The 24313-nt window shown below is 40.6% G+C and carries 23 protein-coding genes and 1 pseudogene; 14 read left to right on the top strand and 10 right to left on the bottom strand.

Translation table 11 applies throughout. The annotated features are described in order from the left end of the window. Positions 1-49: 49 nt before the first annotated feature. The 8 genes and pseudogenes from HOP08_18190 to HOP08_18155 all read left to right on the top strand — a co-directional run bounded on the left by HOP08_18190 (position 50) and on the right by HOP08_18155 (position 9143). Positions 50-601 (top strand): RNA polymerase sigma factor, encoded by a 552-nt coding sequence (locus HOP08_18190; protein ID NOT76858.1) that lies wholly within the window; start codon positions 50-52, stop codon positions 599-601. Between the two features lie 29 nt (positions 602-630). Beyond that, positions 631-912: pseudogene (locus HOP08_18185) on the top strand (hypothetical protein). Between the two features lie 170 nt (positions 913-1082). Continuing rightward, a complete protein-coding gene (locus HOP08_18180; protein ID NOT76857.1) occupies positions 1083-1376 on the top strand; it encodes a helix-turn-helix transcriptional regulator in 294 nt (97 codons plus the stop codon). A 34-nt stretch (positions 1377-1410) separates the two neighbouring features. After that, a complete protein-coding gene (locus HOP08_18175; GenBank protein NOT76856.1) occupies positions 1411-1878 on the top strand; it encodes a hypothetical protein in 468 nt (155 codons plus the stop codon). Beyond that, the gene (locus HOP08_18170) at positions 1875-3230 is read left to right on the top strand and encodes a TolC family protein (GenBank protein ID NOT76855.1); all 1356 of its coding nucleotides are present in this window, start codon (positions 1875-1877) and stop codon (positions 3228-3230) included. The genes HOP08_18175 and HOP08_18170 overlap by 4 nt, the downstream gene beginning before the upstream one ends. 27 nt (positions 3231-3257) lie before the next feature. Beyond that, entirely contained in the window at positions 3258-4385 is a 1128-nt protein-coding gene (locus HOP08_18165; GenBank protein NOT76854.1) for an efflux RND transporter periplasmic adaptor subunit, read from the top strand. Between the two features lie 58 nt (positions 4386-4443). Continuing rightward, entirely contained in the window at positions 4444-7842 is a 3399-nt protein-coding gene (locus HOP08_18160; protein NOT76853.1) for an efflux RND transporter permease subunit, read from the top strand. A gap of 68 nt (positions 7843-7910) precedes the next feature. Next, positions 7911-9143 carry a metallophosphoesterase gene (locus tag HOP08_18155; GenBank protein NOT76852.1) on the top strand — a complete coding sequence of 411 codons (1233 nt, stop codon included), beginning with the start codon at positions 7911-7913 and terminating at the stop codon, positions 9141-9143. Positions 9144-9193: 50 nt separating this feature from the next. Here the strand turns inward: HOP08_18155 and HOP08_18150 are convergent, their stop codons facing one another. Then, positions 9194-9550, bottom strand: a complete 357-nt coding sequence (locus HOP08_18150) for a hypothetical protein (protein ID NOT76851.1) — start codon at positions 9548-9550, stop codon at positions 9194-9196. Between the two features lie 209 nt (positions 9551-9759). Here HOP08_18150 and HOP08_18145 point away from each other — a divergent pair, with 209 nt between their 5' ends. The 5 genes from HOP08_18145 to HOP08_18125 are packed head-to-tail and all read left to right on the top strand — an operon-like array spanning position 9760 to position 14844. Beyond that, positions 9760-10656 (top strand): dihydrodipicolinate synthase family protein, encoded by an 897-nt coding sequence (locus HOP08_18145; GenBank protein NOT76850.1) that lies wholly within the window; start codon positions 9760-9762, stop codon positions 10654-10656. A 25-nt stretch (positions 10657-10681) separates the two neighbouring features. Beyond that, a complete protein-coding gene (locus HOP08_18140) occupies positions 10682-11044 on the top strand; it encodes a cupin domain-containing protein (GenBank protein ID NOT76849.1) in 363 nt (120 codons plus the stop codon). A gap of 17 nt (positions 11045-11061) precedes the next feature. Further along, positions 11062-12537: an aldehyde dehydrogenase (NADP(+)) gene (locus HOP08_18135; GenBank protein ID NOT76848.1), complete on the top strand. Its 1476-nt coding sequence runs from the start codon at positions 11062-11064 to the stop codon at positions 12535-12537. A gap of 28 nt (positions 12538-12565) precedes the next feature. Beyond that, a complete protein-coding gene (locus HOP08_18130) occupies positions 12566-13567 on the top strand; it encodes a 4-hydroxyproline epimerase (GenBank protein ID NOT76847.1) in 1002 nt (333 codons plus the stop codon). 11 nt (positions 13568-13578) lie between these two features. Further along, complete coding sequence (locus HOP08_18125) at positions 13579-14844, top strand: FAD-dependent oxidoreductase (GenBank protein NOT76846.1); 1266 nt, start codon at positions 13579-13581, stop codon at positions 14842-14844. A gap of 55 nt (positions 14845-14899) precedes the next feature. Here the strand turns inward: HOP08_18125 and HOP08_18120 are convergent, their stop codons facing one another. The 7 genes from HOP08_18120 to HOP08_18090 form a co-directional block, all read right to left on the bottom strand. Next, positions 14900-15229, bottom strand: coding sequence for an RNA-binding protein (locus HOP08_18120; GenBank protein ID NOT76845.1), 330 nt, complete (start codon positions 15227-15229; stop codon positions 14900-14902). A 394-nt stretch (positions 15230-15623) separates the two neighbouring features. Then, positions 15624-16106, bottom strand: coding sequence for a nuclear transport factor 2 family protein (locus tag HOP08_18115; GenBank protein NOT76844.1), 483 nt, complete (start codon positions 16104-16106; stop codon positions 15624-15626). 5 nt (positions 16107-16111) lie between these two features. After that, positions 16112-17023 carry a carbon-nitrogen hydrolase family protein gene (locus tag HOP08_18110; protein ID NOT76843.1) on the bottom strand — a complete coding sequence of 304 codons (912 nt, stop codon included), beginning with the start codon at positions 17021-17023 and terminating at the stop codon, positions 16112-16114. Positions 17024-17104: 81 nt separating this feature from the next. Then, complete coding sequence (locus HOP08_18105; GenBank protein ID NOT76842.1) at positions 17105-17851, bottom strand: DUF2807 domain-containing protein; 747 nt, start codon at positions 17849-17851, stop codon at positions 17105-17107. 247 nt (positions 17852-18098) lie between these two features. After that, positions 18099-18599 carry a hypothetical protein gene (locus HOP08_18100; GenBank protein ID NOT76841.1) on the bottom strand — a complete coding sequence of 167 codons (501 nt, stop codon included), beginning with the start codon at positions 18597-18599 and terminating at the stop codon, positions 18099-18101. Beyond that, positions 18596-20152, bottom strand: a complete 1557-nt coding sequence (locus tag HOP08_18095) for a helix-hairpin-helix domain-containing protein (GenBank protein ID NOT76840.1) — start codon at positions 20150-20152, stop codon at positions 18596-18598. The genes HOP08_18100 and HOP08_18095 overlap by 4 nt, the downstream gene beginning before the upstream one ends. Further along, the gene (locus HOP08_18090) at positions 20149-20964 is read right to left on the bottom strand and encodes a hypothetical protein (GenBank protein NOT76839.1); all 816 of its coding nucleotides are present in this window, start codon (positions 20962-20964) and stop codon (positions 20149-20151) included. Before HOP08_18090 ends, HOP08_18095 begins: the two co-directional genes overlap by 4 nt. Before the next feature lie 51 nt (positions 20965-21015). Here HOP08_18090 and HOP08_18085 point away from each other — a divergent pair, with 51 nt between their 5' ends. Next, complete coding sequence (locus tag HOP08_18085; protein NOT76838.1) at positions 21016-21639, top strand: toxin-antitoxin system YwqK family antitoxin; 624 nt, start codon at positions 21016-21018, stop codon at positions 21637-21639. Here HOP08_18085 and HOP08_18080 read toward each other — a convergent pair. Both HOP08_18080 and HOP08_18075 read right to left on the bottom strand, forming a co-directional pair. Then, positions 21636-23084 (bottom strand): hypothetical protein, encoded by a 1449-nt coding sequence (locus HOP08_18080; protein ID NOT76837.1) that lies wholly within the window; start codon positions 23082-23084, stop codon positions 21636-21638. The genes HOP08_18085 and HOP08_18080 overlap by 4 nt on opposite strands. Positions 23085-23139: 55 nt before the next feature. Continuing rightward, complete coding sequence (locus HOP08_18075) at positions 23140-24270, bottom strand: prolipoprotein diacylglyceryl transferase (GenBank protein ID NOT76836.1); 1131 nt, start codon at positions 24268-24270, stop codon at positions 23140-23142. Positions 24271-24313 lie beyond the last annotated feature (43 nt).

Genomic DNA, 24313 nt, shown 5'->3' with positions numbered 1-24313 from the left:
GCGTCTTTGTTCTTGTATGGAGCGAGTAGTAGCGATCGACTTAACCCTGATGCAGGAGATTAAACAGGAGACTTTCCGGAAGGAGCGAGGAAAGCTTTTAAGCTTTATCCGTGGGAAGGTTTCGTCCAGCGAGGAAGCGGAGGATATCATGCAAGATGTTTTCTATCAATTCGTTGCAGGATTTGAATCGATTGAGTCGCTGGATCGGGTTACATCGTGGCTATATAGTGTTGCGCGCAATAAAATCATAGATCGCTATCGTCGTGATGCTGCGCGTCCTAAAAAGACAGATTTCGAGGGAATGATAGGAAATAAGGACGAGCCATTGACACTTCAGGAGATCTTACCTGATTTGGATAATACTCCTGAGCAGGCATTACTGCGTGAGGCAATCTGGGATGAGATTACTTTGGCATTGGATGAATTGCCGACTGATCAGCGGGAGATATTTATTCAAAATGAAATGGAAGAAAGAAGCTTTCGCGAAATATCGGAAGAAACGGGAGTGTCAATCAATACACTGCTTTCGCGAAAGCGTTATGCAATATTGGCCTTGCGGAAACGATTACAGAAGTTTTACAACGACGTAGTCGACGAATAAAGAAATTGAAAACATTAAAATAATAAGTTATGAATCGTGTACTGTGGGTGTTGAAATTTTTAGTGCTTGGAATACTGGTAATGGTGGTGATAGGTCTGGTGACACAAGGATTGTGGAATTGGTTAGTGCCGGTGTTATTTGCCGGGCCTGTCATCACCTTTTGGCAGGCATTAGGTCTGCTACTTCTAAGCAAGATATTGTTCTCAGGCTTTCACAAAAGTGGCCACCGTGGTCAGCATAAGCCGGGATGGGGCTATTACTGGACTCAGAAGTGGAAAGGTATGTCACCAGAAGAAAGAGAAAAGCTCAAGCAAAAGATGAAAGAGAAATGGTGCTATCCCGAAAGTAAACCAAAGGAGTCATCTGACACGATAAGCCAGTAGGCTGAGATTCTAGAATTATATCCCTTCATATTCCATTAAGGATGAAAATGAAGGGATTTTTTTTGCCTAAACGGTCGAATTTTCCCCTTAAATCCTTTATGAGAGCATTTCAAACGGTTGAAAAAAATTGGTCAAAAGTTTCTCGGGTTTTTTCGGGAAATGGCCAACCAATTCTAAAAATGGCCGTTAAAGGAAACTACGGAAACTTTGGTTATCACAATAGTTTCCATAGTTTTGCAATTAATATGGAAGACAAAGACATAAAAGACAGGATTTTACAGGGCGCAACGGAGCTTTTCATGCGTTACGGGATCCGGAGTGTTTCGATGGATGATGTGGCCCGCCATCTCTCCATGTCTAAGAAAACGCTCTATCACTTATTTCGCAGATAAGGATGAGATAGTGACAACGGTGGCTTCATTTCACATGGAGAATGACAAAATCAGGTTTGAAAATTTTCACACCACTGCCAAGAACGCCATTGATGAGCTAATGAAGATATCTGAATGCATTAAGACAGATTTTCAAAAGATGAATCCCTCATTATTGTTTGATATGCAGAAGTATCATGCAAAGGCGTGGGAATCCTGGTTGAATCACAAGCAGAATTATGTGAAGCAATCGGTCATCAGGAATCTTAAGCAAGGCATTGAGGAAGGATTCTTCAGGCCGGAGATCAACACCGAGATACTGGCGATCGTGAGACTGGAGACGATTCAGAAAACTTTTGAAGGCCAGATCTTTCCTGCTGAGAGCTTTAACATCGCCGATGTAAACATTCAGCTTTTTGAACATTTCGTTTATGGAATTCTAACAGATAAAGGTCGCAAGGCCTATGAAAAATCGAAACTACAACCCAATAACCCCGAGTTAATATCTCAACCTATATTATGAAACGACTATATCTATCCTTCATTGCAATTCTGTTTTTAGTCTCTGCATACGGCCAGGAAAAATCTCCTGTTTCGTTTACGTTGCAGCAAGCTATTGACTTTGCCAAGGAGAACAACCCCAATTTAAAAAGTGCAAAGATTGCAATAGACGCTGCGAGATCAAGAGTGAATCAAACAGTTGCTACTGGATTGCCGCAGATTACTGGTTCGGCTGATATGAGCAGTAACTTAATTATCCCAACTTCATTCTTGCCTGCCGAAGTCTTTGGTGGCCCGTCGGGAGAGTTTGTTGGGGTGAAATTTGGAACTCAATATCAGGGAAGAGCCTCTCTAAACGTTGATCAGATGATCTTTAACGGATCATATTTCGTAGGACTTAAAGCAAGTCGTACATATACTGAATTGTCGCGTAAAGATCTGATCAGTACAGAAACAGACCTCGTTGCTGCTATTAAGAAAGCTTACTATTCTGTCTTGGTGAACAAGGAACGCCTTTCTCTGGTTGAGAAAAATTACGGACGACTTGACTCTCTGGTAAGACAGACGGAAGCAATGTTTAGCAATGGCTTTGCGGAAAAAATTGATGTCAACCGCGTACAGGTTCAATTGAACAACGTCATTACTGCCAGGAATGCCGGTAGGATAGGTGTTGAAGTGAGTACTAATCTTCTAAAATTTCAAATGGGCCTTGGGATGAGTGAGCCAATAGAATTGGCAGACAACCTGGAGACTATAAGATTACTTGCCCTGGATGAAGATATGAATAAGGATTTTAGCTACAGCAACCGAATTGAGTACAGTAAGATTGAAACTAACCTGGCCTTAACGCAATTGGATATAAAAAATACCCAGTCTCAATATCTACCATCGTTGAATTTTTACGGTAGTTATGGTGTCAGTTATGGTTCCTCGGATTTTAATGATTTCATAAAGATCAGCTCTCGTTGGAAAGATCTTGCTGTTATTGGCATCAGAGCAAACATTACTCTTTTTGATGGACTTAGTAAGAGTAACCAGATCCAGCAAAAGAGAATACAGTATAGACAATTGGACAATGCAAAACTCTTGACAAAAAATCAAATTGACATGGAGCAGGTACAATCAAATCTGACGTTCAAGAATAATCTCGAAACACTCAAGTCTCAGAAATCCAATATGGACCTTGGTGAAGAGGTTTATAAAGTCGCAGTAATAAAGTATCAGCAAGGTGTTGGTTCAAACATCGAAGTTATTAATGCTGACGCCTCTTATAAGGAAGCTCAGACAAATTATTATGCCGCTCTTTACGATGCATTGATTGCATCTGTTGATCTGGAGCGTGCTTATGGAAAAATTCTAGAATCAGAAAAGTAATAACCCACAACCCGATAAAAACTAATCATGAAAACTAAATTATACTTAAATGCTATTCTTGCAGTTGCTGTTGCGGCCTTGATCGCTTCATGCAGCGGTGCATCAAAAGATAAAGCAACCCAACTTGCTGAATTGAAAGCTCAGCAAACAAAGCTGGCTGCAGACATTCGTAAACTTGAGGACGAGGTGGCGAAGGAAAACCCTCAAGCTACCAAGGCAAGAACAAAGGAGGTAGGTGTTACTGAAGTAAAACCTGGCAAATTTGAATACTTCATTCAAACTCAGGGTTCTATTGAAGCCATTGATAATATCATGCTTAGCGCAAAAAGTGCCGGCATCATATCTCAGGTTTATTCACGCGAAGGAGATGTTGTCAAGAAAGGCCAGACTTTGGCACAAATTGATAATTCACTTCTGACTCGCAATGTTGATGAGCTGAAATCTTCAATTGACCTTGCGACAACTGTCTACAATCGCCAGAAGAATCTTTGGGATCAAAAGATCGGAACTGAAGTTCAGTATCTCCAGGCAAAGAACAACAAGGAAAATCTTGAAAAGAGACTCGCTACTCTGAACGAACAAATTGATATGTTCAGAATCAAATCACCTATTGATGGTTCTGTTGATGAGGTGGATGTTAAGATCGGCCAGAACGTAGCTCCCGGTATGCCTGCATTCCGTGTGGTAAGTTTTGATAAGCTGAAAATGAAGGCGAACGTTTCTGAAGCTTATGTGATCTCTGTTAAGAAAGGCGATAAGGTAAAACTCAGCTTCCCTGATATCAATAAAGAGTTTGAGGCACCTGTTACATTCGTTGGAAAGACTATCAATCAGCTTTCAAGAACATTCCCATTGGAAGTAGCACTTCCAACTCTGCCTGATCTCCGTCCTAATATGAGTGGTGTATTGAAAGTTATTTTCAAAACCGTTCCAGACGCAATTACTGTACCTGTGAATGTTGTACAGGATGTGAATCATCAGAAGATTGTCTACATCGCTGAAGTAGACGGCAACAAGCAGGTAGCAAGAAGAAAGGTTGTGGAGGTTGCAGGCGTGTACGGTAACGTAGCACAGGTGAGTGGCTTGAAATCCGGTGACAAAGTTATTACTGTCGGATATCAGGGATTGAATGATGGTGAATTGATAAAATTCTAAACGAAGATGTGACTAAGGTCGGACCCCAATCTTAATCCAACTTCTAACCTCTAATTATATGCAAGACATAGAAAAAGAATTTAAGCCCACCAGTTGGGCCATTGATAACAAGGTGAGTATTTACGTAGCCACGATATTCGTGTGTCTCGCAGGTATCATGACCTATGTTGGTCTTCCAAAAGAAAACTTTCCGGAAGTTGTGTTCCCACAGATTTTCGTTGCAACAGTTTACCCTGGTGCTTCACCAACAGATATTGAAAATCTTATCACCAAAGAAATTGAGAAAGAAGTCAAGTCAATTTCAGGTGTAAAGAAGATCAAGAGTAGCTCTGTCCAGAGTTTTTCCAACGTCATTATCGAGTTTGAAACAGATATTGATGTTGCGGAAGCGAAAGTAGAAGTAAAAGATGCTGTTGATCGCGCAAAGCAAAATCTTCCTAGTGATCTGAAGGATGATCCTCAGGTTATAGAAATTGATATTTCTGAACAACCAATCATGAATGTCAACCTTTCGGGAGACTATGATCTCGCGACGTTGAAAAAGTATGCTGAGCAGATGCAGGATGCGATTGAAGCTGTCCGTGAAATCAGACGTGTAGATATCGTTGGTGCATTGACCCGCGAAATACAAATCAATGTTGACATGTTCAAGTTAGGACTGGCTGGAGTTAGTCTTGATGATATTGAAAATTCGGTAAGAGGTGAAAACGTGATCATACCAGGAGGGCAGTTGTCTGTCGATGGAATGAAAAGATCTCTAACGGTCAATGGTGAATTTATTTCTGCTGAACAATTAGGTAATACTGTTGTGGGATCTACCAAAGGTGGTAAGATCTACATGAAGGATATCGCCGATGTGATTGATTCCCATAAGGAACAAGAGAGTTTCGCTCGTCTTGACAAGAAAAATGTAATCACGCTTAACGTTATTAAACGTAGTGGCGAGAATCTGATCATTGCGTCTGACCAGATCAATCAGATTGTTGCTGATTTCAGACAAACATTACCGGCAGGAGTGGAGATTACCATTACAGCTGATCAATCTGATCAGACACGTATGACCCTTCATGATCTTATTAATACAATCATCATTGGATTTGTATTGGTAACACTGATCCTTATGTTTTTTATGGGGGCTACCAATGCAATATTTGTTGCGTTATCAGTTCCTCTATCTGCTTTTATTTCCTTCCTCGTTTTCCCGACACTAGGGTTTACGCTGAATATGATGACGCTATTCTCATTCTTGCTGGCGTTGGGAATCGTTGTGGATGATGCAATTGTGGTTATTGAAAATACACACCGCGTTTTTGACAACGGAAAGGTTCCAATCCGGAAAGCCGCTAAAATTGCTGCTGGTGAAGTATTCCTTCCTGTATTATCAGGTACACTTGTTGTTCTTGCGCCGTTTATACCCCTGGCATTCTGGCCAGGTGTAATCGGAAAGTTCATGTTTTATCTTCCGATAACTCTCATCGTAACGTTGCTGGCTTCATTGCTTGTAGCGTATATCATGAATCCGGTTTTTGCCGCTGACTTCATGGATGTTCATGATCATGATCATGAAACGAAGAGCAAATTCACACGTGGGTATAAGATCACTGCAGTTGTTTTTGCATCTCTTGCGCTTGTATCTTACATCATAGGTTGGTTTGGTATGGGTAATTTTGCAGTCTTCATGTTTGGAATTTATTCCCTGCATCATTTCTTGTTAAGTCGTGTCATATCTCATTTCCAGACTGACGCGTGGCCTAGAGTGCAGGTTAGATATAAGAAAACAATTGCTAAGCTATTACAAGGTTACAGACCAATATGGGTTATGTTAGCTGTGATTGGATTGTTTTTCGCTTCAATAGGATTTACAATTATCCGTAATCCACCGGTTGTATTTTTTCCTAACGGTGACCCTAACTTCATTTTCACGTACGTCACCATTCCGATTGGTACAGATCAGCGTGTTACGGATTCGATCACAAACATTGTGGAGAAGCGTGTGACAAATGTTGTTGGTGAAAATAACCCAATGGTTAAATCGATTATTTCCAATGTCGCTGTCGGAGCTTCTGAAGATCCGTTTGGTGGTACCAATGCACAACCTCACTTGGGAAAAGTGACGGTAGCTTTTGTTGATTTTTCCAAGAGAGATGGACAATCAACGAAAGTGATATTGGATTCAATTCGTAAAAATGTAAAGGGTATCCGTGGAGCTGAAATTTCCGTAAACCAAGAAGCTAATGGCCCTCCGACAGGAAAGCCAATCAATATTGAGATTGCTGCAGAGGACTTTGATATTCTGGTTGCAACAGCAAATCGCACGAAACGTTATCTGGATTCACTTCAGGTTCCAGGTGTGGAAGAATTGAAATCTGATTTTCAAAGTGATAAGCCTGAGATTATTATTTCAATTGATCGTGAGAAGGCAAACCGGGAAGGTATTTCAACTGCTCAAATAGGAATGGCATTGAATACTGCGATCAATGGAAAGGAAGTTTCAAAGTTCCGTGATGATAATGATGATTATGAAATAACACTTCGAATCAAGGAAGATCTGAGAAACGATATTAATACGTTAATGAATCTTCCATTGACATATCGAGATATGAGTTCCGGTGGACAAGTTCGCCAGGTTCCAATGTCTTCAGTAGCTAAAATTGAATATTCAAACAGCTATGCGGGAATTCGACGCATCGATCAGAAACGTGTGATTACTTTATCATCCAACGTTTTGACTGGTGCAAATGCGAATGAAGTTGTAGCGGATATCCAAAGTAAAATATCTGATTTGAGTGTTCCGGATGGAGTGACTATTAAAATGACAGGTGAACAGGAAGAGCAGGCTGAAACAGGCGCATTTCTTGGAGTAGCGGCGTTGACAGCCCTTGGTTTGATCCTTATGATTCTTGTCACTCAATTCAACTCAACGAGCAAACCCATCATTATCCTTGCGGAGATTGGATTCAGTATTATCGGCGTGCTGATTGGATTCTCTTTATTCAAAATGGAAATTTCGATTGTCATGTCAGGTGTTGGTGTGATGGCCCTTGCGGGGATCGTGGTAAGGAATGGAATTTTGATGGTTGAATTTATAGACTTGCTGATTTCTCAAGGAATGGAATTGCGTGAAGCGATTGCCGAAGCGGCGAAGACGCGTATGACTCCGGTTTTGCTGACAGCAATGGCTGCAACACTTGGACTAATTCCGCTCGCCGTGGGTTTGAATATTGACTTCGTAACATTGTTTACAGAATTCAATCCTCATATCTTCTTTGGTGGCGATAACGTTGCATTCTGGGGACCTCTTTCATGGACAATGATCTTTGGATTGATCTTTGGAACTATCCTGACACTCTTTCTGGTACCCGTTATGTATCTGCTGATTGCCAAGCTGAAGTCTAAGGTTTTCAAGAAAAGCAAGGCTCCTGAAGTAGTTTCTGAGACCGTTGTAGTAGCACATTAAAATAAAATGCCTGAAAAGTCGTCCTTTGTAAAGAAGGGACGACTTTTTCATTTATGAGGTACCGGATTATGACAATTGCTATTTTCATCTTCTTCTTTCTGCTGATTGATTATTATTTCTTTCAGGGCGTTTTGGCAGCTAGTAAAAATTGGTCTCCAGCTTTAAAAAGTATTATTAGAATTGGATTTTGGGTTCCGACTTTCCTTTGCATCGTAGCTCTTTTCTGGTGGGCTATTGGAAACCCTTATTACTTTACAGCAACTACCCGCAGCTTTATTATTACTGGAATTGTTGCAACTTATTTTTCTAAAATACTTGGAATCATTGTGCTCTTTACGGATGATCTTCAAAGGGGTGTAAGATGGATTGTTGGTTTGTTTTCTGAAAAAAAGGAAAGGCTTCCCGGTACTGCTATCCCTCGTTCTGAATTTTTATCAAAAGTTGCATTAGCAACTACCGTCGTTCCCTTTACGGCTTTTGCCTATGGAATTCTTTCCGGCGCTCATGATTACAGAGTGAAAAAAGTGACTGTTAAATTGAAAAATCTTCCGAAGGCATTTGACGGTATTCGCATTGGTCAACTTTCAGATATTCATTCAGGAAGTTTTTGGAATAAGACTGCGGTCAAGGGTGGAGTGGAAATGATGATGAAAGAAAAGCCTGATGTTATATTTTTTACGGGCGATCTGGTGAATAATGAAAGTTCTGAAGTAAAGGACTACGTTCCGATCTTTGATAAACTGAAAGCTCCTCTTGGTGTTTTTTCAGTGACAGGTAATCATGATTATGGTGATTACAAAAACTGGACGTCAGAAGCGGAGAAGAAAAAAAATTTTCAAGATCTGGTGCAGGCTCACAAGCTCATGGGTTATGATATTCTTATGAATGAACATCGTTTTCTTGAGCAAGGTGGTGAAAAGATTGCAATTATAGGAAACGAGAACTGGGGTGCTGGAAGATTTTCAAAGTATGGAAAACTTGATCTTGCATGCCAGAACACAGACGAGGCGGCAGTTAAGTTGTTATTGTCTCATGACCCAACTCATTGGGATGCACAGGTAAGACCTAATCATCCTGATATTGATGTAACCTTTGCTGGTCATACGCATGGATTTCAATTTGGAGTTGAAATCGGTAATATCAAATGGAGTCCTGTGCAATATGTTTATCGTCAATGGGCGGATTTATACCGCGAAGGGGATCAGTATATTTATGTCAATCGTGGTTTTGGTTTTCTTGGCTATCCCGGAAGGGTAGGTATGCCACCAGAACTTACGATCATGGAATTAAAAAGAGGATAGAAGTGAAACCTTCCTCGTTAATTTCTATACTAGAATTCTAATCTTGAATCTCAACTCTCAACAGAAATTCTCTTATTCCCTTTAAACATCTCCGTTATTGTTTTCTTGAAAGAGTCCTTTTCTTTAACGCTAAGTGGACTTAGATCAAAAATATACTTCGTTTCACCTTCTTTGCCCCAGGGTTCAATGGTTAAGTTTGGTTTGTGAATGTTTTCTTTTTGAAACTTCTTAACATAAGCCTGAAACTTAGCCTTGGCTTTGTGATCAATTCCTGATCCGGTACTTAGAAAATTGACTACCAATTGATCTTCAGTAAAATTGCCCGATGCCCTTCCATTGACAACGAGTGCCAGTGTAAGGAATAGTATGGACAGGAGTGTTGTGATGGTTCTTTTATTGGATTTCATAAGAATACCTTTCGTGTAATTTTATTTCAGTAACTCATACAATTCTCCTGCCACAACCCCATCAGGATTGCTGACTGGCGCTTCAGAGCGTTAAATACACCCTGGATCCTTTAAATAACCTCTATTCATAAGTCAAATATTATTTGCAATGCCTATTTCTTCTTTGTGCTTTACAGTCCCAAAGGTATCTTTAGCGTAAAGAATATTTTATGTTTCAAGGTGTTATTCCAGCTCTAACAACAAAGTTCAACTCTAACGACACGCTCGATTATAAATTGTTTGAGAAAAATCTCAAGGCCCAGCTTGATGCTGGTGTTGAAGGTGTCATTCTTGGAGGATCTCTTGGTGAGGCGAGTGTGCTGTCAACAAACGAAAAGTTTGATTTGGTAAAATTCACTCTCGAGAAAGTTGCCGGTAAAGTTCCGGTCATCCTTAACATTGCAGAAGGAAGTACACGAGATGCAATAAGTCTTGCGCAATCAGCTGAAAAGCTTGGATGCAGAGGATTGATGTTGTTGCCGCCTATGCGTTACAAATCAGATGACAGAGAAACGGTAACGTATTTTAAATCTGTTGCAGCAGCTTCTTCATTACCCATTATGATTTATAATAATCCAGTAGACTATAAGGTAGATGTGACACTGGATATGTTTGCTGAATTGGTGGATGTTCCTACCATTCTGGCAGTAAAAGAGTCTACGCGCGACGTGAGTAATGTAACACGCATGTTCAATCGCTTTGGCCAAAGGTTTAAGGTACTTTGTGGTGTTGATCCTCTTGCAATGGAAGAATTGCTGATGGGTGCGCATGGATGGGTAGCGGGACTAGTCTGTGCTTTTCCTGCTGAAACTGTTACGATCTATAAATTGATAAAAGCCGGAAGAATAGCAGAAGCTTTGGTTATTTACCGTTGGTTTCTTCCTGTTCTGGAACTTGATATTCATGCAAAGCTGGTACAGTACATAAAGCTTGCAGAAGCTGAAACCGGTCTCGGTTCTGAAATTGTCCGCGCTCCAAGACTTACATTAGTGGGAGAGGAGCGTGAGCGGATTCTTAAGATCATTCGCGACGGTATCTCAACAAGACCAGTTATCCCCAACCTATAAGTTCAATAACCATAATTCTGATAAAATGCATACCAACCTTGCTCAAAAATTCTCCAAGTTTTCGGAACACTGGCACCCATACATCATTGGTGAATTGAATGAAAACTATGTAAAGATTGCCAAACTGAAGGGTGATCTCATCTGGCATAAGCATGATGGTGAAGACGAATTATTCATTGTCCTGGAGGGAACGTTAATGATGGATTTCAGGGACAAGGCAACGGTCTCTACAAAACCAGGAGAGATTCTTATTGTTCCAAAAGGAGTTGAGCATCGCCCCTGGACACAAGATGAGGAAGTCAAGATTATTCTCGTTGAGCCTAAATCGACCAAGCATACAGGGGATGTGATTGTTGAACAAACAGTCACTCAGCAAGAATGGATATAGTGAACTAACAGATAAGTATGTTTAAAGATATTGGAGATAAAGAGATTGATAAGATTCTGCAACAATCGCAACAGGCATTTTTGAAGTATCGACGCGTAAGTGGACTTTCAAAGTCTGTGTTTCTTGAAGTCATTGCAAGTGAAATTGAAGCTTTGGGTGAAGCCCTGATAAGGACAGCAATGGAAGAAACAAATCTTCCTCAGGCACGATTAGAAGGTGAACGTGCCAGAACCTGTAATCAACTCCGTCAATTCTCTGCTTTAGTGAAAGAAGGATCATGGGTGGATGCAAGGGTAGATACAGCAGTTCCTGATCGTACCCCCTTGCCTAAACCTGATATCAGAAAAATGATGGTTCCTTTGGGCACCGTAGTTGTTTTTGGCGCAAGTAATTTTCCTTTTGCATATTCAACTGCTGGTGTGGATACTGCTTCAGCACTGGCTGCCGGATGCCCTGTTGTATTAAAGGCACATCCTGCTCATCCTGGAACTTCTGAACTTGTTGCAGAGGCAATCTTAAATGCTGCTTCGAAAACCGGAATGCCGGAGTATACTTTTCAGCATATTCATAGCTCAAATTTTGAATCAGGAAGGATCCTGGTTCAGCACTCAATAACGAAAGCGGTAGGATTTACAGGATCTTTTTCTGGAGGTAAAGCATTGTATGATTATGCCGCTCAACGCCCTGATCCAATTCCTGTATTTTCTGAAATGGGTAGTATCAATCCAGTGTTCATCCTTCCAAAATCTTTGAAAGTGAGAAGTGAGAAAGTAGCAGAAATGTATGCAGCATCGATCACTCAAAGTGTTGGACAGTTTTGCACCAACCCGGGCATTATGTTTAGTGTTGACAACCCTGATCTTGAAAAATTCGCAAAACAGTTGGGGGATAAAATGAAAGAAATCGCTCCTGCAACAATGCTCCATCCCGGAATCGCAGCAAGTTTTAAAAAGAACCGGGAAAAGGCTTTAACTCAAAAAGGTGTCTCTCTAATTGCAGAATCGAATCAAAAGCCGAAAGAGAATCAGGGAGTTTCTACATTGTCGACGGTGCATGCAAAGGATTTTCTGAATAATCCAGTTTTGGAGGAAGAGGTATTTGGGCCATATTCTTTATTGGTCAAAGCATCTTCCATCGAAGAGCTTACAGAAGCCGTTCATAAATTGCCAGGACAACTGACTGCCACTATCATTGGTGAGGAAGATGACCTGATTGAATATGCTGAGTTTATCCAACTTGTTGTCGAGAAAGCCGGACGCATTATTATCAACGGCGTTCCTACAGGAGTAGAAGTGTGTCCTTCCATGCATCATGGAGGACCTTTTCCGGCAACAACAGATTCGCGTTTCACCTCCGTGGGAATAGATGCTATAAAACGGTTTGTTCGTCCTGTTTCATTTCAGAATTTTCCCGATGTTTTACTTCCTGATGAATTGAAATATAGTAATCCACTCCATATCTGGAGATTAGTTAATAATGAATTAATGAAATAATTGGTGGGTATATCACTCTTTTTATAAAATGATCAATACTTTCACTTGCATAGATGCTCACACCTGTGGTAATCCCGTTAGAGTGGTTGCGAAAGGCGGACCTGCTCTCATTGGCAAGGACATGAGTGAAAAGCGTCAGCATTTTCTCAAGGAGTATGATTGGATCAGAAAAGGACTAATGTTTGAGCCGCGCGGGCACGACATGATGAGTGGGAGTATCTTGTATCCTCCATCTGATCCAGCCAATGATGCTGGTGTTTTGTTCATTGAGACCAGCGGCTGTCTCCCTATGTGTGGGCACGGAACAATCGGGACTGTGACAATTGCCATTGAAGAAGGTTTGGTAGTGCCAAAGAAGCCTGGCCTTCTCAACCTTGAAACTCCTGCAGGAATTGTAAGAATTGAGTATAACCAGGAAGGAATTAAAGTAAAATCAGTCAAGATCAGGAATGTAAAAGCTTACCTGGCAGCAGAAAATATTTCAGCTTGTTGTCCTGCTCTGGGTGAACTTACTTTGGATGTTTCTTACGGTGGAAATTTTTATGCAATAGTAGATGTCCAGCCGAACTTTCCCGGATTGGAGAAATTCACTGCAGATCAATTGATAAGCTATAGTCGTGAGCTGAGAGCTGATATCAACAGCAAACATCAATTTATTCATCCTGAGAATCCAACGATTAATGGATGTAGTCATATTCTTTGGGCAGGAAAGGTAATTGATCCTTCTTCAACCGCCCGCAACGCAGTGTTCTATGGAGACAAGGCAATTGATCGTTCGCCTTGTGGTACCGGAACTTCAGCACGTCTTGCTCAATGGTTTACAAAAGGTAAATTGAAGCAGGGACAGGAATTTGTTCACGAAAGTATTATTGGCTCAAAGTTCATTGGACGTATAGAAGAAGTTACCCAAATTGCTGGCAGACCTGCTATTATTCCAAGTGTTGAAGGCTGGGCAAAAATTTACGGACACAACACAATTACCATTGATCCTGAAGACGATCCTTACGCTTATGGATTTCAAGTGATCTAATCTGACTGCAAATGAACAGAGTTGGAATTGTTGGAGGTGGCATCATAGGACTGAGCAGTGCCTATTATTTAATAAAGAGAGGGTTTAAGGTTACAATTTTTGATAAGACGGATCTGTCAGAAAGCTGCTCAATAGGGAATGCGGGTATGATCGTCCCCAGTCATATCATTCCATTAGCATCACCGGGAATGATCTCCAGGGGATTTCGCTGGATGTTTAATTCTTCAAGTCCTTTCTATGTAAAACCAAGATTCAATCGCGATCTTATTCAATGGGGATATCAGTTTTATAAGCACTCCAACAAAAAACATGTTGAACGATCTGTTCCTGCATTAAAAAACTTAAGCCTTTACAGCAAGTCATTGTATAAGCAATGGTCGGATGAACTGCCGTTTGATTTCGGGTATAAAGAGAAGGGACTCTTGATGCTTTATCAGAATTCTGAAACTGAAAAAGAAGAATTGGAAGCTGTGCATGTTGCAAACAAAGCGGGGGTAGAAGCTCATATTCTTTCTTCAAAGGAAATTCAGGATTTGGAAACACAAGTTCGCGTTACAGCAAGGGGAGGTGTTTATTATCCTGGTGATGCACAGATCATTCCACAATTGCTCGTGACTCATTTGATTAGTTATCTGAAACAGATGGGTGTTGTATTTCAGACTTCAACGAAGATCACCGGGTTTCAACCAGATGATAGAAGGATAAAATTTTTGACTACAGATCGCGGTGATTTTGAAGTGGATAACGTGGTGATAGCTGCGGGCTCGTGGTCAGGAGCATTGCTGGGTATGTTCGAGATTTCCGTTCCAATGCAGGCGGGTAAGGGATATAGCTTTACATTGAATGATGTTGCTCAGAATATTCAGATACCGACCATCTTTCTCGAGCCCAGAGTTGCAGTTACGCCTATGGGAAATTCATTGCGCTTTGGTGGAACAATGGAGATATCCGGAGTAGATCATTCCATCAATATGAATAGGGTGAAGGGAATTGTCAACTCCATTCCTGATTATTATCCGGATATGAAAGTAGGGATTCCAAAGATTGAAAATGTATGGCATGGTTTACGTCCATGTTCTCCGGATGGATTGCCTTACATTGGAAAGTCAAAGAAATGGATAAACCTTACAATAGCTACAGGTCATGCTATGCTAGGTATGAGTCTTGCACCTGGTACAGGAAAGATCGTGAGTGATGGGATTATGGAAGAACATCTTGATTTAAATATTGATGCCTTCGATCCGGAACGCTATGATGACAGGAATCGATTGAAATAAAAAATGTCCTGCTTTCGCAGGACATTGAGTATATCGCAGGATAAGAATTATCTTATTAGTCTTCGCGATTGAAACCGCCTCTTCCGCCGCGGAAACCACCACCACCACCACCGCCATTGCTGCGGAAGTTGTTAGGTCTTTCTTCACGTGGGCGAGCCTCATTCACCACCAGGCTTTTGCCTTGAAAGTCAGCGCCATTAAGACTTGTGATCGCCTGACGAGCAGAGCTATCATCAGCCATCTCTACGAAACCGAATCCACGGCTGCGTTGAGTAACCTTGTCCATAATGATCTTTGCAGTGGTCACTTCCCCAAATGCTGCAAAATGCTGTTTTAGTTGGTCTTCGGTTGCCTTCCAGGGAATGTTGGCTACATAAATGTTCATGTGTACTGTTGAAATTAGTTAAATAATAAAGTTCCGTTAATCAATAATCTCAACTCAACTGAAGTACCAGGTAAACTATGTGCCGACAGGGCCGATTATTTTATTAACCGAACAAATATAATAATTTTTTAATTATCAAAATTTGATACAGTTAAAATGAACCTTTTTGGATGCCCGGCTGCCATTTGTTACAACAGGCAATTGTGGCTAGAGTCCCAGTTTTTTAACAGGGTAAGTCGTGCTTTTTTCCTCTCACCATCCTTAAAAAGCTATTTGGAAACTCAATTTCTGTGTTTTTGGACGAACACATAGACACGGTCACAATAGGTTTTAAATGGAAATTTCTTCTACCAACCCCAAAATTATCAGGAAAACAAGGCAAGCAGGTACACTTCTAGCCTTTATATTCGGGATGATCTGAAATAAATTTTGACAGACTTTTCTGTGCGGTCGCCCTTACTTTCGATTGCAAAAATGGCGTCCATCCAAGCAATGTTCCTGAGAGACCCAGCGCCATTCCTGCCCACTTCCACAGGTTGAATGAATCTGTATGACGAATGATCTTTCCGTCCTTAAATTCAAATTTTCCTGCAATGACATTATGAACTTTTCTGCCTGTTCTCGAAAATGAATACACTGCATCCCAATTGCATGATCCACTTTTATCGTCTGACTTTACATTCTTAAATGTCACAACCAGGTCCTTTCCTGCAGTTACCAGCATATGCCACATTGCTTTCGCTTCCTTTCCTTTCAGATTTGGAAAGACAGGATCTGAAAATTGAATTTCCTGATGATAACAAGCTTGCATTCCTTCCCAGTCTTTCTTTTGGAATGCTGTGTAAAAATCTTCGATCACTTTATTGTGGTTAGTCATAATTTCTATTTTCTTTTAATCCATTCGAAGGAAAAGACATCCGGTCTGGCATAATGTCCAATTACATCAAAATCCATTTTTGCTTTGATGATCTCACGATGATCTATTTCTGCGGTGATAATTCCTTCTTTCTGATAGAGAGGCCCTGCGATTACCTTACCCAACGGATTGATGATAACACTGCCGCCTGTGCTTGGTAACGACGGATGGTCCTTGTCCAACAAGATTTGTAGATCGGCAGGATAATGTTCTCTGGATAGGTATTGATTGCAACCTAAAACAAAACATCTTCCCTCGCATGCAATATGTGTGAGTGAACCTTGCCAACTATCCCTGCAGTCTGCGGTAGGAGCGAGATAAATTTCTATTCCTTGCTGGTACAAGCTCATACGTGCAAGAGGCATATAGTTTTCCCAGCAGATCAAGCCTCCGACCTTACCTAAAGAAGTATCAAGAACGTTTAAATCTGTTCCGTCACCTTCCCCCCAGATGATTCGTTCTGCAGCTGTCGGCTTAATTTTTCTATGACGGTGAATTAGCTGTCCTTCAGGTGAAAAATAAAGTAATGAACAATAAAGGGTGTCACTTACTTTGTCCTTTTCGGTCACGCCGATAACGACGTAAGACTTTACTTCTTTTGCCCATTTAGCTATCTGATCTGTTTCAATTCCGGGGACTTCAATTGAATTTTCCCAATACCGAAGAAAAAGTTCCCGGCCTTCAGGAGTTCGTCCTCCAACAGAGGTGCCAAAGATCAACCCTCTGGGATATCCCGGAATAAAAACTTCTGGAAAGAGAATTAGCTGTGGTTTGCTGCTGGCAGCCGAATGAATAAGCTCACCAATTTTTAAAAGTGTCTTTTGTTTGTCAAAAAAGACTGGCGAAGCCTGAACAACCGATGCAATGAATGGAGACATGCATCGAAGTTAGGTTATTATTCCCGCTGATTAAAATGATAAATGATGTCTGGTAATATTTGCAGGCAAGTAATACGATGCTTAGTATACTCGCTCTACTGTTCCAGTTCCGTAAACTTTCTTTGTGAGTGTCTTCGTATTTCCCTTGTGCTTAACGCTTCCACTTCCGTGAACATAAGCTTCAAGACTATTAGTAACATTAACTTCACCGAAGCCGCTTCCGCTTAGTTTTACTTTGCCCATTTCAACAGGACAATCAAATCCTTTTAGGCTTCCACTTCCGCTAACCGATGCATCGAGTGAGGTGGCATAGCCTCTCAGAATCAGATTGCCGCTTCCGCTTACTTCTGCTTTTACTGTATTTCCTTTGATATCAACATCCAGCGTTCCGCTTCCTGACACACCCAATGTTATGAAATCAGATGCGATAGAATTTTCAGAAATGATCTTACCTGCCCCGTTTACCTGCAATTCTGTTACATTTTTCATGCTCACGTAGATCTTCATAGTAGGATTTAACTTAATGTCGTCGATCTTAGCCCAGAGACTCTTATTAGGAGTTTCAGCTTTACGTTCAACATTGATCATAAGAACACCATTTTCTACTTTGATCTCACTGACTGCAAAAATCTCCGTCAGAGCCTCGACCACGACTTCCTGCTTGTTGGTCTGTTTCAACATTACTGTATAATTTGAGTTGACATAAATGCTTTTAAAATCGGCTAGTTCCAGAGTCTTTTTGGTGGTCTGTGAAAATGCTATTGACGCTGCAGAAAGAAGAAGAAGTGACAGAACGATCAGGAAGAAGAGGACATTTATTTTTCTCATGGCTCGGTTGGGTAGATTAAGGCTAAAAAATGCAGGAATAGGTTAAGACTATCGTTATCAGATCGTTAAATCTACAAACAAAGCGATAAAATGTCCAAACTGGAGTTAAGTAAAATCTAAAATCACTTCTTAGACTTCCTGAAAATAAGCCTGTAAACAATGATAAACAGGGCAAGTCCGATGGCTAAAACGAGTCCGACTTCAGGGGTCACATGTGAGGTTCCGTGCATATATGAGCTATCAAGGGTTAAAATCTCACCCGAATCTGAAATTTAATATCATTTCCTGTATTCCCAGCAACTGTTTCATTTCCAGAGCCTATTTCTGCCTGATTGATGTATCGAATATGCGACCATCGAAGCCAAAGATCTGTGTTTTTGGAAAGGCTGTACTGTAACAAAACGTAGTTTCTGACACCGACTCCATAGTAAGCAGGAAAGGAATATGCTAACCAGACGTTTTTTTCATAGACATAAAGCCGATTATCGTAGTCATCAGTATCGAAAAGAGCATATCTCAATCCAAGGGACCAGCGATTCAAGGTGAAATTCAAATCCTGAATCAGAGCCATTCCCTGTGTTGAATGTCCATTAAATTCGAAAGTGCTGAATTGCGCTCTTGTTTTGAAAGTGAAGTAAGGCGGAGCGACATAATCACAGTTGATCCAATAATTTCGCTTAATGCCAAGATCATTGAAATAAAGTGTAGTCTCATCACTCAGATTTCGAATTTTCGATTCTTCCCTCATCTGTATAAATAATAATACTTTTTTTTTGAAGGAGTATAGTTAAAGCGAATGAGCCATTCACTTCCATCAGAAGGAGAGTAGCTTCGATAGCGCAACCAGGGGAATTGAAAAATGTCCATATATCCGCTTGCAGTAAATTTTTTATTGAAGGAATATTTCCATCCCCAGTAAAACCCTTCCTCATTCTGAGGTGTCGAACTTTCGGATAACGCATTAGAGTAAAAAGAATAGAAGTCTTTTGAAAAATTTCTGTAAAGCATAGAAACCTCCAATTGATTCGACAGATTTCCAAGTAGTCCTGCCGTAATTGCGTTTCCGTGATCTATGGTTTGAGCAGCCTCAGTAAAGAATGTAAAATTTGACCAATGAAAATTAACAAAGATTCCCGCATTGCGATTTACTGAACCATTGAAGGCAAACTGATTATACGGAAAAGTGGTTCTTAAGACGGGTTCACTAAAATCAATCTGATGAAAGATAGCGCCAGCATCGATTCGTGAGGTTCTAAATTGAATCACAATTCCTTTACCGGTTTCTGTTATCCTCTGCCTTCTTTGGATTTCGGTGGGTGTTCGGTGCAGGCCTGAAGCATTAAAGGAAGAGACTACAACATCTTCTTCTGTTTCCTGATTTATCGTTCCGTCTTTTTTAGTACTGGAAAAAAATGCATGCAGGGTAAAATTTTCAGAAAGAGCATAGCTTCCGCTTGCACCTCGAAAGAAATTACTTTCTCCGGCGGAAGTATAAGGAAGAAATCCAAGATTGCCTCTTCTGACTGTTGTTACCGTTTCAGAATTTTTCCCAAATCCGAAAGCGCTTCCCAGAATTAAACCCTGACCAAATTGTGTCTGATAATCTCCCACAATAAGATTTTTTAGTTTCCCTTTGTTCATCACCTGTGCGTGAATTGATAAATAGTCGAGGCCATAATACTGTTGTGATGGTAGCCATTGTAAAACTTCACCAGGATCCTTCTCGGCTGTAAATCCGAAGCTGAAATCATTTGAGCGCGAGACACGATACCTTAAATAAAGTTTTTCCGGAGATCCTTGATATCGCTGTGAAGAATCTGTTTCGGACTTATAGCCTTTTTTAGTTTCTATACTCCGCTCTATTCTTATGACTAAATAATTATTCTTCTCTTCAGAGACTCTTTTAAATAGGGATGAATTTAATTTTGATTGAGGATCAATTACTGTGACAAACGGGATGATCTTGTCGAATGTTGCTCTACTCCAGTCAGGGATCGATTGTAATTCATACACCGAGAGTAGTGGGCCATTCTCGGTGCGGTAGGAAAGGAATTTATCAATCTCATTTTCATTGACGACAAACAGACCTTGTAATTGCTCACGCGTGATGCTATTAAGATCAATGGGGTTGGACAATAGCTGAGCAAGATTTTCATATAGGTCTTCATAATTCAGATCTAGATCCTGAATCGGGAAGATCTCATCTGTTAATTTTTCAAGATTAAAATCCTTTCTTGGGTAATCCTGCGAATACACGATTTGTGGAATCAGAAAGAGTGCAATACAAATCAACTTTCTCATTTCTTGTTCGAAGTTTCGATTCTATAGGCTACCGAAAGCTGATGAGTACTTCCAGGAATTCTGCTAAATGAAAGGGCATAGTCGATGACGAGTCTCCTGGCTTTTGATCCGATTCCGAAGTACCCAGCAGAAGGATTCAGATTAAATCCTGTCCGAACAAATATCTTTTTGTGAATTGTGTATTCCGCACCGAGTTTCCACCGTGCATCGTAATCGAGATCTTTTTCTATTTCTGTTGAAATGAAGAAGGCATCTGCGGGTTTTAATCCGATCCCAGCTACAAGTTTTGTTGGAAGTTGTTCATCTTCCGATATTCTGGATTGGTTAATGTTAACAATGTAGGCTCCAACGAGGATTTGCTTTGTGATCTGAGCAATTCCTCCAAAATTGATACTGACTGCATTCTTAATTCCAAAACCTGAAGCATTGTATTGAATGTAATTAGCTTTAATTCCAAGGGATGCAATACCAAATTTATTGCTGAAGCCAGCGCTTAGTATTTGTTCGCTGTAGATTTTATCGCCAAACTTGAATATCCCGATACCTGCTGTGCCAAACTTAAATGGCAGGGAGAAAGCCGCAGCCATTCTATTTGCGCCTAATAATCCAGGCTGCATGTCATAGGCAAAGAAGACTGAAGTGTTTTTTATTTCTGCAAGTGCTCCGACATTATTGAATAAAGCTGCATCATCCTTGTGAGTAGCGCTGGAGTAACCCATTCCGGCTGAGCGCGCTCCCATCAAAGTATTAACGCTTTGACCGTGACCAACGGTTGCGAATGCAAACCATGATATCAGGAAGTAATACTTCATTCCATGTGATTTGAAATTAAGTTTACACCTTTGCAAAGAATGCAGCCGAAAATGAAACGATATGTTTTCCTGATCTTCTCAATAATTACATCGCATGTGCTTTATGGACAGTCATCTGACACCGTAGAATACTATTCAACAGGTCAAACCCGCGCCAGAGGAATGATGTCACATGGTTTGAGAGTGGGTGCATGGAAGTTTTTTTATTTGTCAGGAAAACAGAGCGCAGTTGAAAACTATGAAGAGGGCAAATTGAACGGGGAGGTTGTTTATTTTTATCCAGGCGGAGGTGTTTTGGGAAAAGAGAATTGGGTATCGGGAAGTTTGATGGATTCGGCATTTTACTACCATGAGAATGGAAGGATTGAAAAGAAAGGAAAGTACAACCGGAGTCAATACGATGGTACGTGGAAACATTTCTTTGATAACGGTAAGATCAGTAGAACTGTAAGGTATGAGGATGGATTACCGGAAGGAGAGACAAAGGTCTTTTCTATGAACGGAATACTTCTTCAATCGGGAAGCTATCATTTAGGTATAGAAGAAGGTCATTGGAAATTCTATGACGAAGCTGGTAGACTGGATTATGAAGGTTCCTATAAAGATGGAAAGCGCATAGGTATCTGGCACCAATATGATCGAAAAGGAAAGAAGAAAATCTGGAAGGGTGATTAAAACTCTTTCTTGATGTTGAAAAATACTCCGCCAGCTGGCTGTCCCTGTGTAAACGTGTACTCTACTCGAAGTACGAGGTCATAGGTAGTAACCATATCCATCCCAAATCCTGCGCCTGTTAGCCACTGATTGGAGAAGCGTTGATTTAATGACTTCTCATCGTAATAGGGATAATTCTGAATGTACCCGACATCAAAAAATGTTTTAACGTAAATAGCTAATGGAAGATAACTGAATTGTTCAATGGGCATTCTTTCTAATTTCCATACACGAGAGAATATTTTTTTCTTAAAAGTGGTCTTATTCAAAGCGAATGCTGGGCCTTCGATTACGTAGTTCTCATAACCTCTCACCAACTGATTCTGATAACCTAACCCATTGAATGAATTGTACGGTTGGTTCTTCCTGCTGCTATAAAATCCTGAAGTAAAATTCGACAGATAAAAATCATTTTTTAGAGGCCAGTGCCTTGCATAGCTCAGATTAAGCTCCCATTGATCAATATCATCTGTTGGGAAGAGTCCTGTCTTTCCAATGGTTCCGGTTATCTGATAACCTTTTAAGGGATACAGTACTACGTCACGGTGTTCTGAGTTAAAGGCGTATCCGAATGAAAAGTACCGTTGCGTAGTTTTATTGTTGTTATAATAAATGGGATTCAGCATCAGAACCGTGTCAATTACCTCTGACTGTCTGAAATTCAAACCCAAAGAATGTGTTTCGTAAAATGATTTGCGGTAGGAATAACCAATACTGGCTCCAAAAGTTGTTCTTACAACTTTCTTGGTTTGTAGAAACACAAGTCTGTGATCCAGTGTCTGGTAAGCAATGTTTTTAGGTGATCCGTAATCCAGACTAAAGGTGAGCCCTTGTTTTTGTTTACGATCAAGGTTTGGAATTCTATATTGCAGATCAAACTTTCGAACGAAGCCAAATTGTGCGGTCAATCTGAGTGATTCATTCCGGCCACGGAAATTATTTTTATAAATGCGCATCCCATAATTGATGCGATCAAGGTCATGATTGTAGTTGTTCCACCATTCGTTAAAATTCCTGTCAGAAAGTTCAAAAATTGGTACAGGAAAAATATACCAACGTTCTGTGACTTCGATCAATAGATCAATGTGATCGTTGCCAAGTTCCAACGCCCGCACAGTAACAGTATTGAATAGCCTGAGATTATAAATTTTGTTCTTGTCCCATTGCAGAATACCAGGAAGTTGTTTTACGCTGACAGTGTCTCCCGGATGGAGCGATATTTCTCTTTCAAGGATCCTATTGCGTGTAACTTTATTGCCAATAATGATAACACGGTCAACGTAAAGAATCCGATTAAGTGAATCGATTTTTTTTTGCTGAATTGAATCAGTCTGCGTGACCTGTTCCTGAAAGTCTGTTTCCGCTCCTCCGAATGTCAGCAATATTCCTACTAACCAGGCCAGCATGTAAGCTCATCTTGAATTAATGATATGAACGAAGAATTCTCTTTAGTCAATATAATCATGTATTAGATTGTGGCAACCGATAAGATCTGATCAGCACGAAAATTCCAACGATTACCAGTGGAATGCTTAGGATCTGTCCCATATCCAGGGGGAGATTTTCTTCAAAGGGCACCTGAACTTCTTTCAGATATTCATATAAGAAACGCAAGCTCCACAGAATTATCATAAAGTAGCCAAAGATTCTTCCTTCGGGAAGCCCGGCTTTATGCAAGGACCATATGTATAAAAGAAAGAGGAACAGGAAAATGCAGGATATGGCTTCATAAAGCTGTGCCGGATGGCGTGAGATACCATAGGTGGTAATCTTTGCCATCACCTGATTTGTTTTTTCATCCAGAATAGTTTGAACTGGCTGTGTAACTCCGAAATTATCAATGAACTCACTCAGATAGCGTGAGTTGAGGATACTTCTCGCGTCCAGCTGAATGAAAGTTTGTGCCTGACTTTCCGGAACTCCTGGTTTGAAAAACACAAAGAGCTTTATTGGCATTCTTCCATTGGGCCCATTTGGAGTGTTGGGATCTCTTTCCACGACAACTTCTTGCACGGGATTGGCTGGGTTGTCCTGATCACCTTCCAATGCAGTGGTCACATGATTTATAAAAACAATTCCATAAGAAGCGTCTGTAGGCTTGCCAAGAATCTCTGAATTAAAATAATTCCCAAAACGGATCATAGCACCTGTCATGGCAACTACAATGACAATGCGGTCAAGAACCTGAAGATAATTCTGTCCTGGTTTCTTCTTTCTTGAATACAACCATAGTGCAAAAAGAATTCCTATTGCAGCACCATGACTTGCCAAACCCTGAAGTCCTGTAAACTCAAAAGTGGGGGTGAATTGAAAAGGAAGAATAATTCCTAACGGATCCTGCCAGATAATCTCAGGTTGATAGAAAAGGATATGTCCTAATCTTGCACCAAGGATCGTGGAAAGAACCATGTAGATGGTCAGCGTGTCAATATCGGTTTCGGGTTTACCTTCCTTGCGATAGATATAGTACAATACTTGCTGACTCAGAAGAAATCCAAGAGCGAATAATAAACCATACCAGCGAAGAGTAATAGGTCCAATAGTGAACAGTTCAGCACTTCCGTTCCAGATTATGTAATTCAGTGTATGCATGCGCAATGAGAGAAATTAATGCCGGTAAATATAGGTAGAAACT

The sequence above is a fragment of the Cyclobacteriaceae bacterium genome, assembly GCA_013141055.1.
Classification (GTDB): domain Bacteria; phylum Bacteroidota; class Bacteroidia; order Cytophagales; family Cyclobacteriaceae; genus ELB16-189.
This window is presented reverse-complemented; position numbering and strand designations above follow the sequence as displayed.

Excerpts from the sequence above, each read along its gene's own strand:
- HOP08_18190 (NOT76858.1), top strand. The coding sequence starts at position 50 with ATGCAGGAGATTAAACAGGAGACTTTCCGGAAGGAGCGAGGAAAGCTT.
- HOP08_18135 (NOT76848.1), top strand. The coding sequence starts at position 11,062 with ATGTTTAAAGATATTGGAGATAAAGAGATTGATAAGATTCTGCAACAA.
- HOP08_18125 (NOT76846.1), top strand. The coding sequence starts at position 13,579 with ATGAACAGAGTTGGAATTGTTGGAGGTGGCATCATAGGACTGAGCAGT.
- HOP08_18120 (NOT76845.1), bottom strand. The coding sequence starts at position 15,229 with ATGAACATTTATGTAGCCAACATTCCCTGGAAGGCAACCGAAGACCAA.
- HOP08_18110 (NOT76843.1), bottom strand. The coding sequence starts at position 17,023 with ATGTCTCCATTCATTGCATCGGTTGTTCAGGCTTCGCCAGTCTTTTTT.
- HOP08_18140 (NOT76849.1), top strand. The coding sequence starts at position 10,682 with ATGCATACCAACCTTGCTCAAAAATTCTCCAAGTTTTCGGAACACTGG.
- HOP08_18115 (NOT76844.1), bottom strand. The coding sequence starts at position 16,106 with ATGACTAACCACAATAAAGTGATCGAAGATTTTTACACAGCATTCCAA.
- HOP08_18165 (NOT76854.1), top strand. The coding sequence starts at position 3,258 with ATGAAAACTAAATTATACTTAAATGCTATTCTTGCAGTTGCTGTTGCG.
- HOP08_18075 (NOT76836.1), bottom strand. The coding sequence starts at position 24,270 with ATGCATACACTGAATTACATAATCTGGAACGGAAGTGCTGAACTGTTC.
- HOP08_18150 (NOT76851.1), bottom strand. The coding sequence starts at position 9,550 with ATGAAATCCAATAAAAGAACCATCACAACACTCCTGTCCATACTATTC.
- HOP08_18155 (NOT76852.1), top strand. The coding sequence starts at position 7,911 with ATGACAATTGCTATTTTCATCTTCTTCTTTCTGCTGATTGATTATTAT.
- HOP08_18080 (NOT76837.1), bottom strand. The coding sequence starts at position 23,084 with ATGCTGGCCTGGTTAGTAGGAATATTGCTGACATTCGGAGGAGCGGAA.
- HOP08_18085 (NOT76838.1), top strand. The coding sequence starts at position 21,016 with ATGAAACGATATGTTTTCCTGATCTTCTCAATAATTACATCGCATGTG.
- HOP08_18145 (NOT76850.1), top strand. The coding sequence starts at position 9,760 with ATGTTTCAAGGTGTTATTCCAGCTCTAACAACAAAGTTCAACTCTAAC.
- HOP08_18095 (NOT76840.1), bottom strand. The coding sequence starts at position 20,152 with ATGAGAAAGTTGATTTGTATTGCACTCTTTCTGATTCCACAAATCGTG.
- HOP08_18130 (NOT76847.1), top strand. The coding sequence starts at position 12,566 with ATGATCAATACTTTCACTTGCATAGATGCTCACACCTGTGGTAATCCC.
- HOP08_18180 (NOT76857.1), top strand. The coding sequence starts at position 1,083 with ATGAGAGCATTTCAAACGGTTGAAAAAAATTGGTCAAAAGTTTCTCGG.
- HOP08_18160 (NOT76853.1), top strand. The coding sequence starts at position 4,444 with ATGCAAGACATAGAAAAAGAATTTAAGCCCACCAGTTGGGCCATTGAT.
- HOP08_18170 (NOT76855.1), top strand. The coding sequence starts at position 1,875 with ATGAAACGACTATATCTATCCTTCATTGCAATTCTGTTTTTAGTCTCT.
- HOP08_18090 (NOT76839.1), bottom strand. The coding sequence starts at position 20,964 with ATGAAGTATTACTTCCTGATATCATGGTTTGCATTCGCAACCGTTGGT.
- HOP08_18105 (NOT76842.1), bottom strand. The coding sequence starts at position 17,851 with ATGAGAAAAATAAATGTCCTCTTCTTCCTGATCGTTCTGTCACTTCTT.
- HOP08_18100 (NOT76841.1), bottom strand. The coding sequence starts at position 18,599 with ATGAGGGAAGAATCGAAAATTCGAAATCTGAGTGATGAGACTACACTT.
- HOP08_18175 (NOT76856.1), top strand. The coding sequence starts at position 1,411 with ATGGAGAATGACAAAATCAGGTTTGAAAATTTTCACACCACTGCCAAG.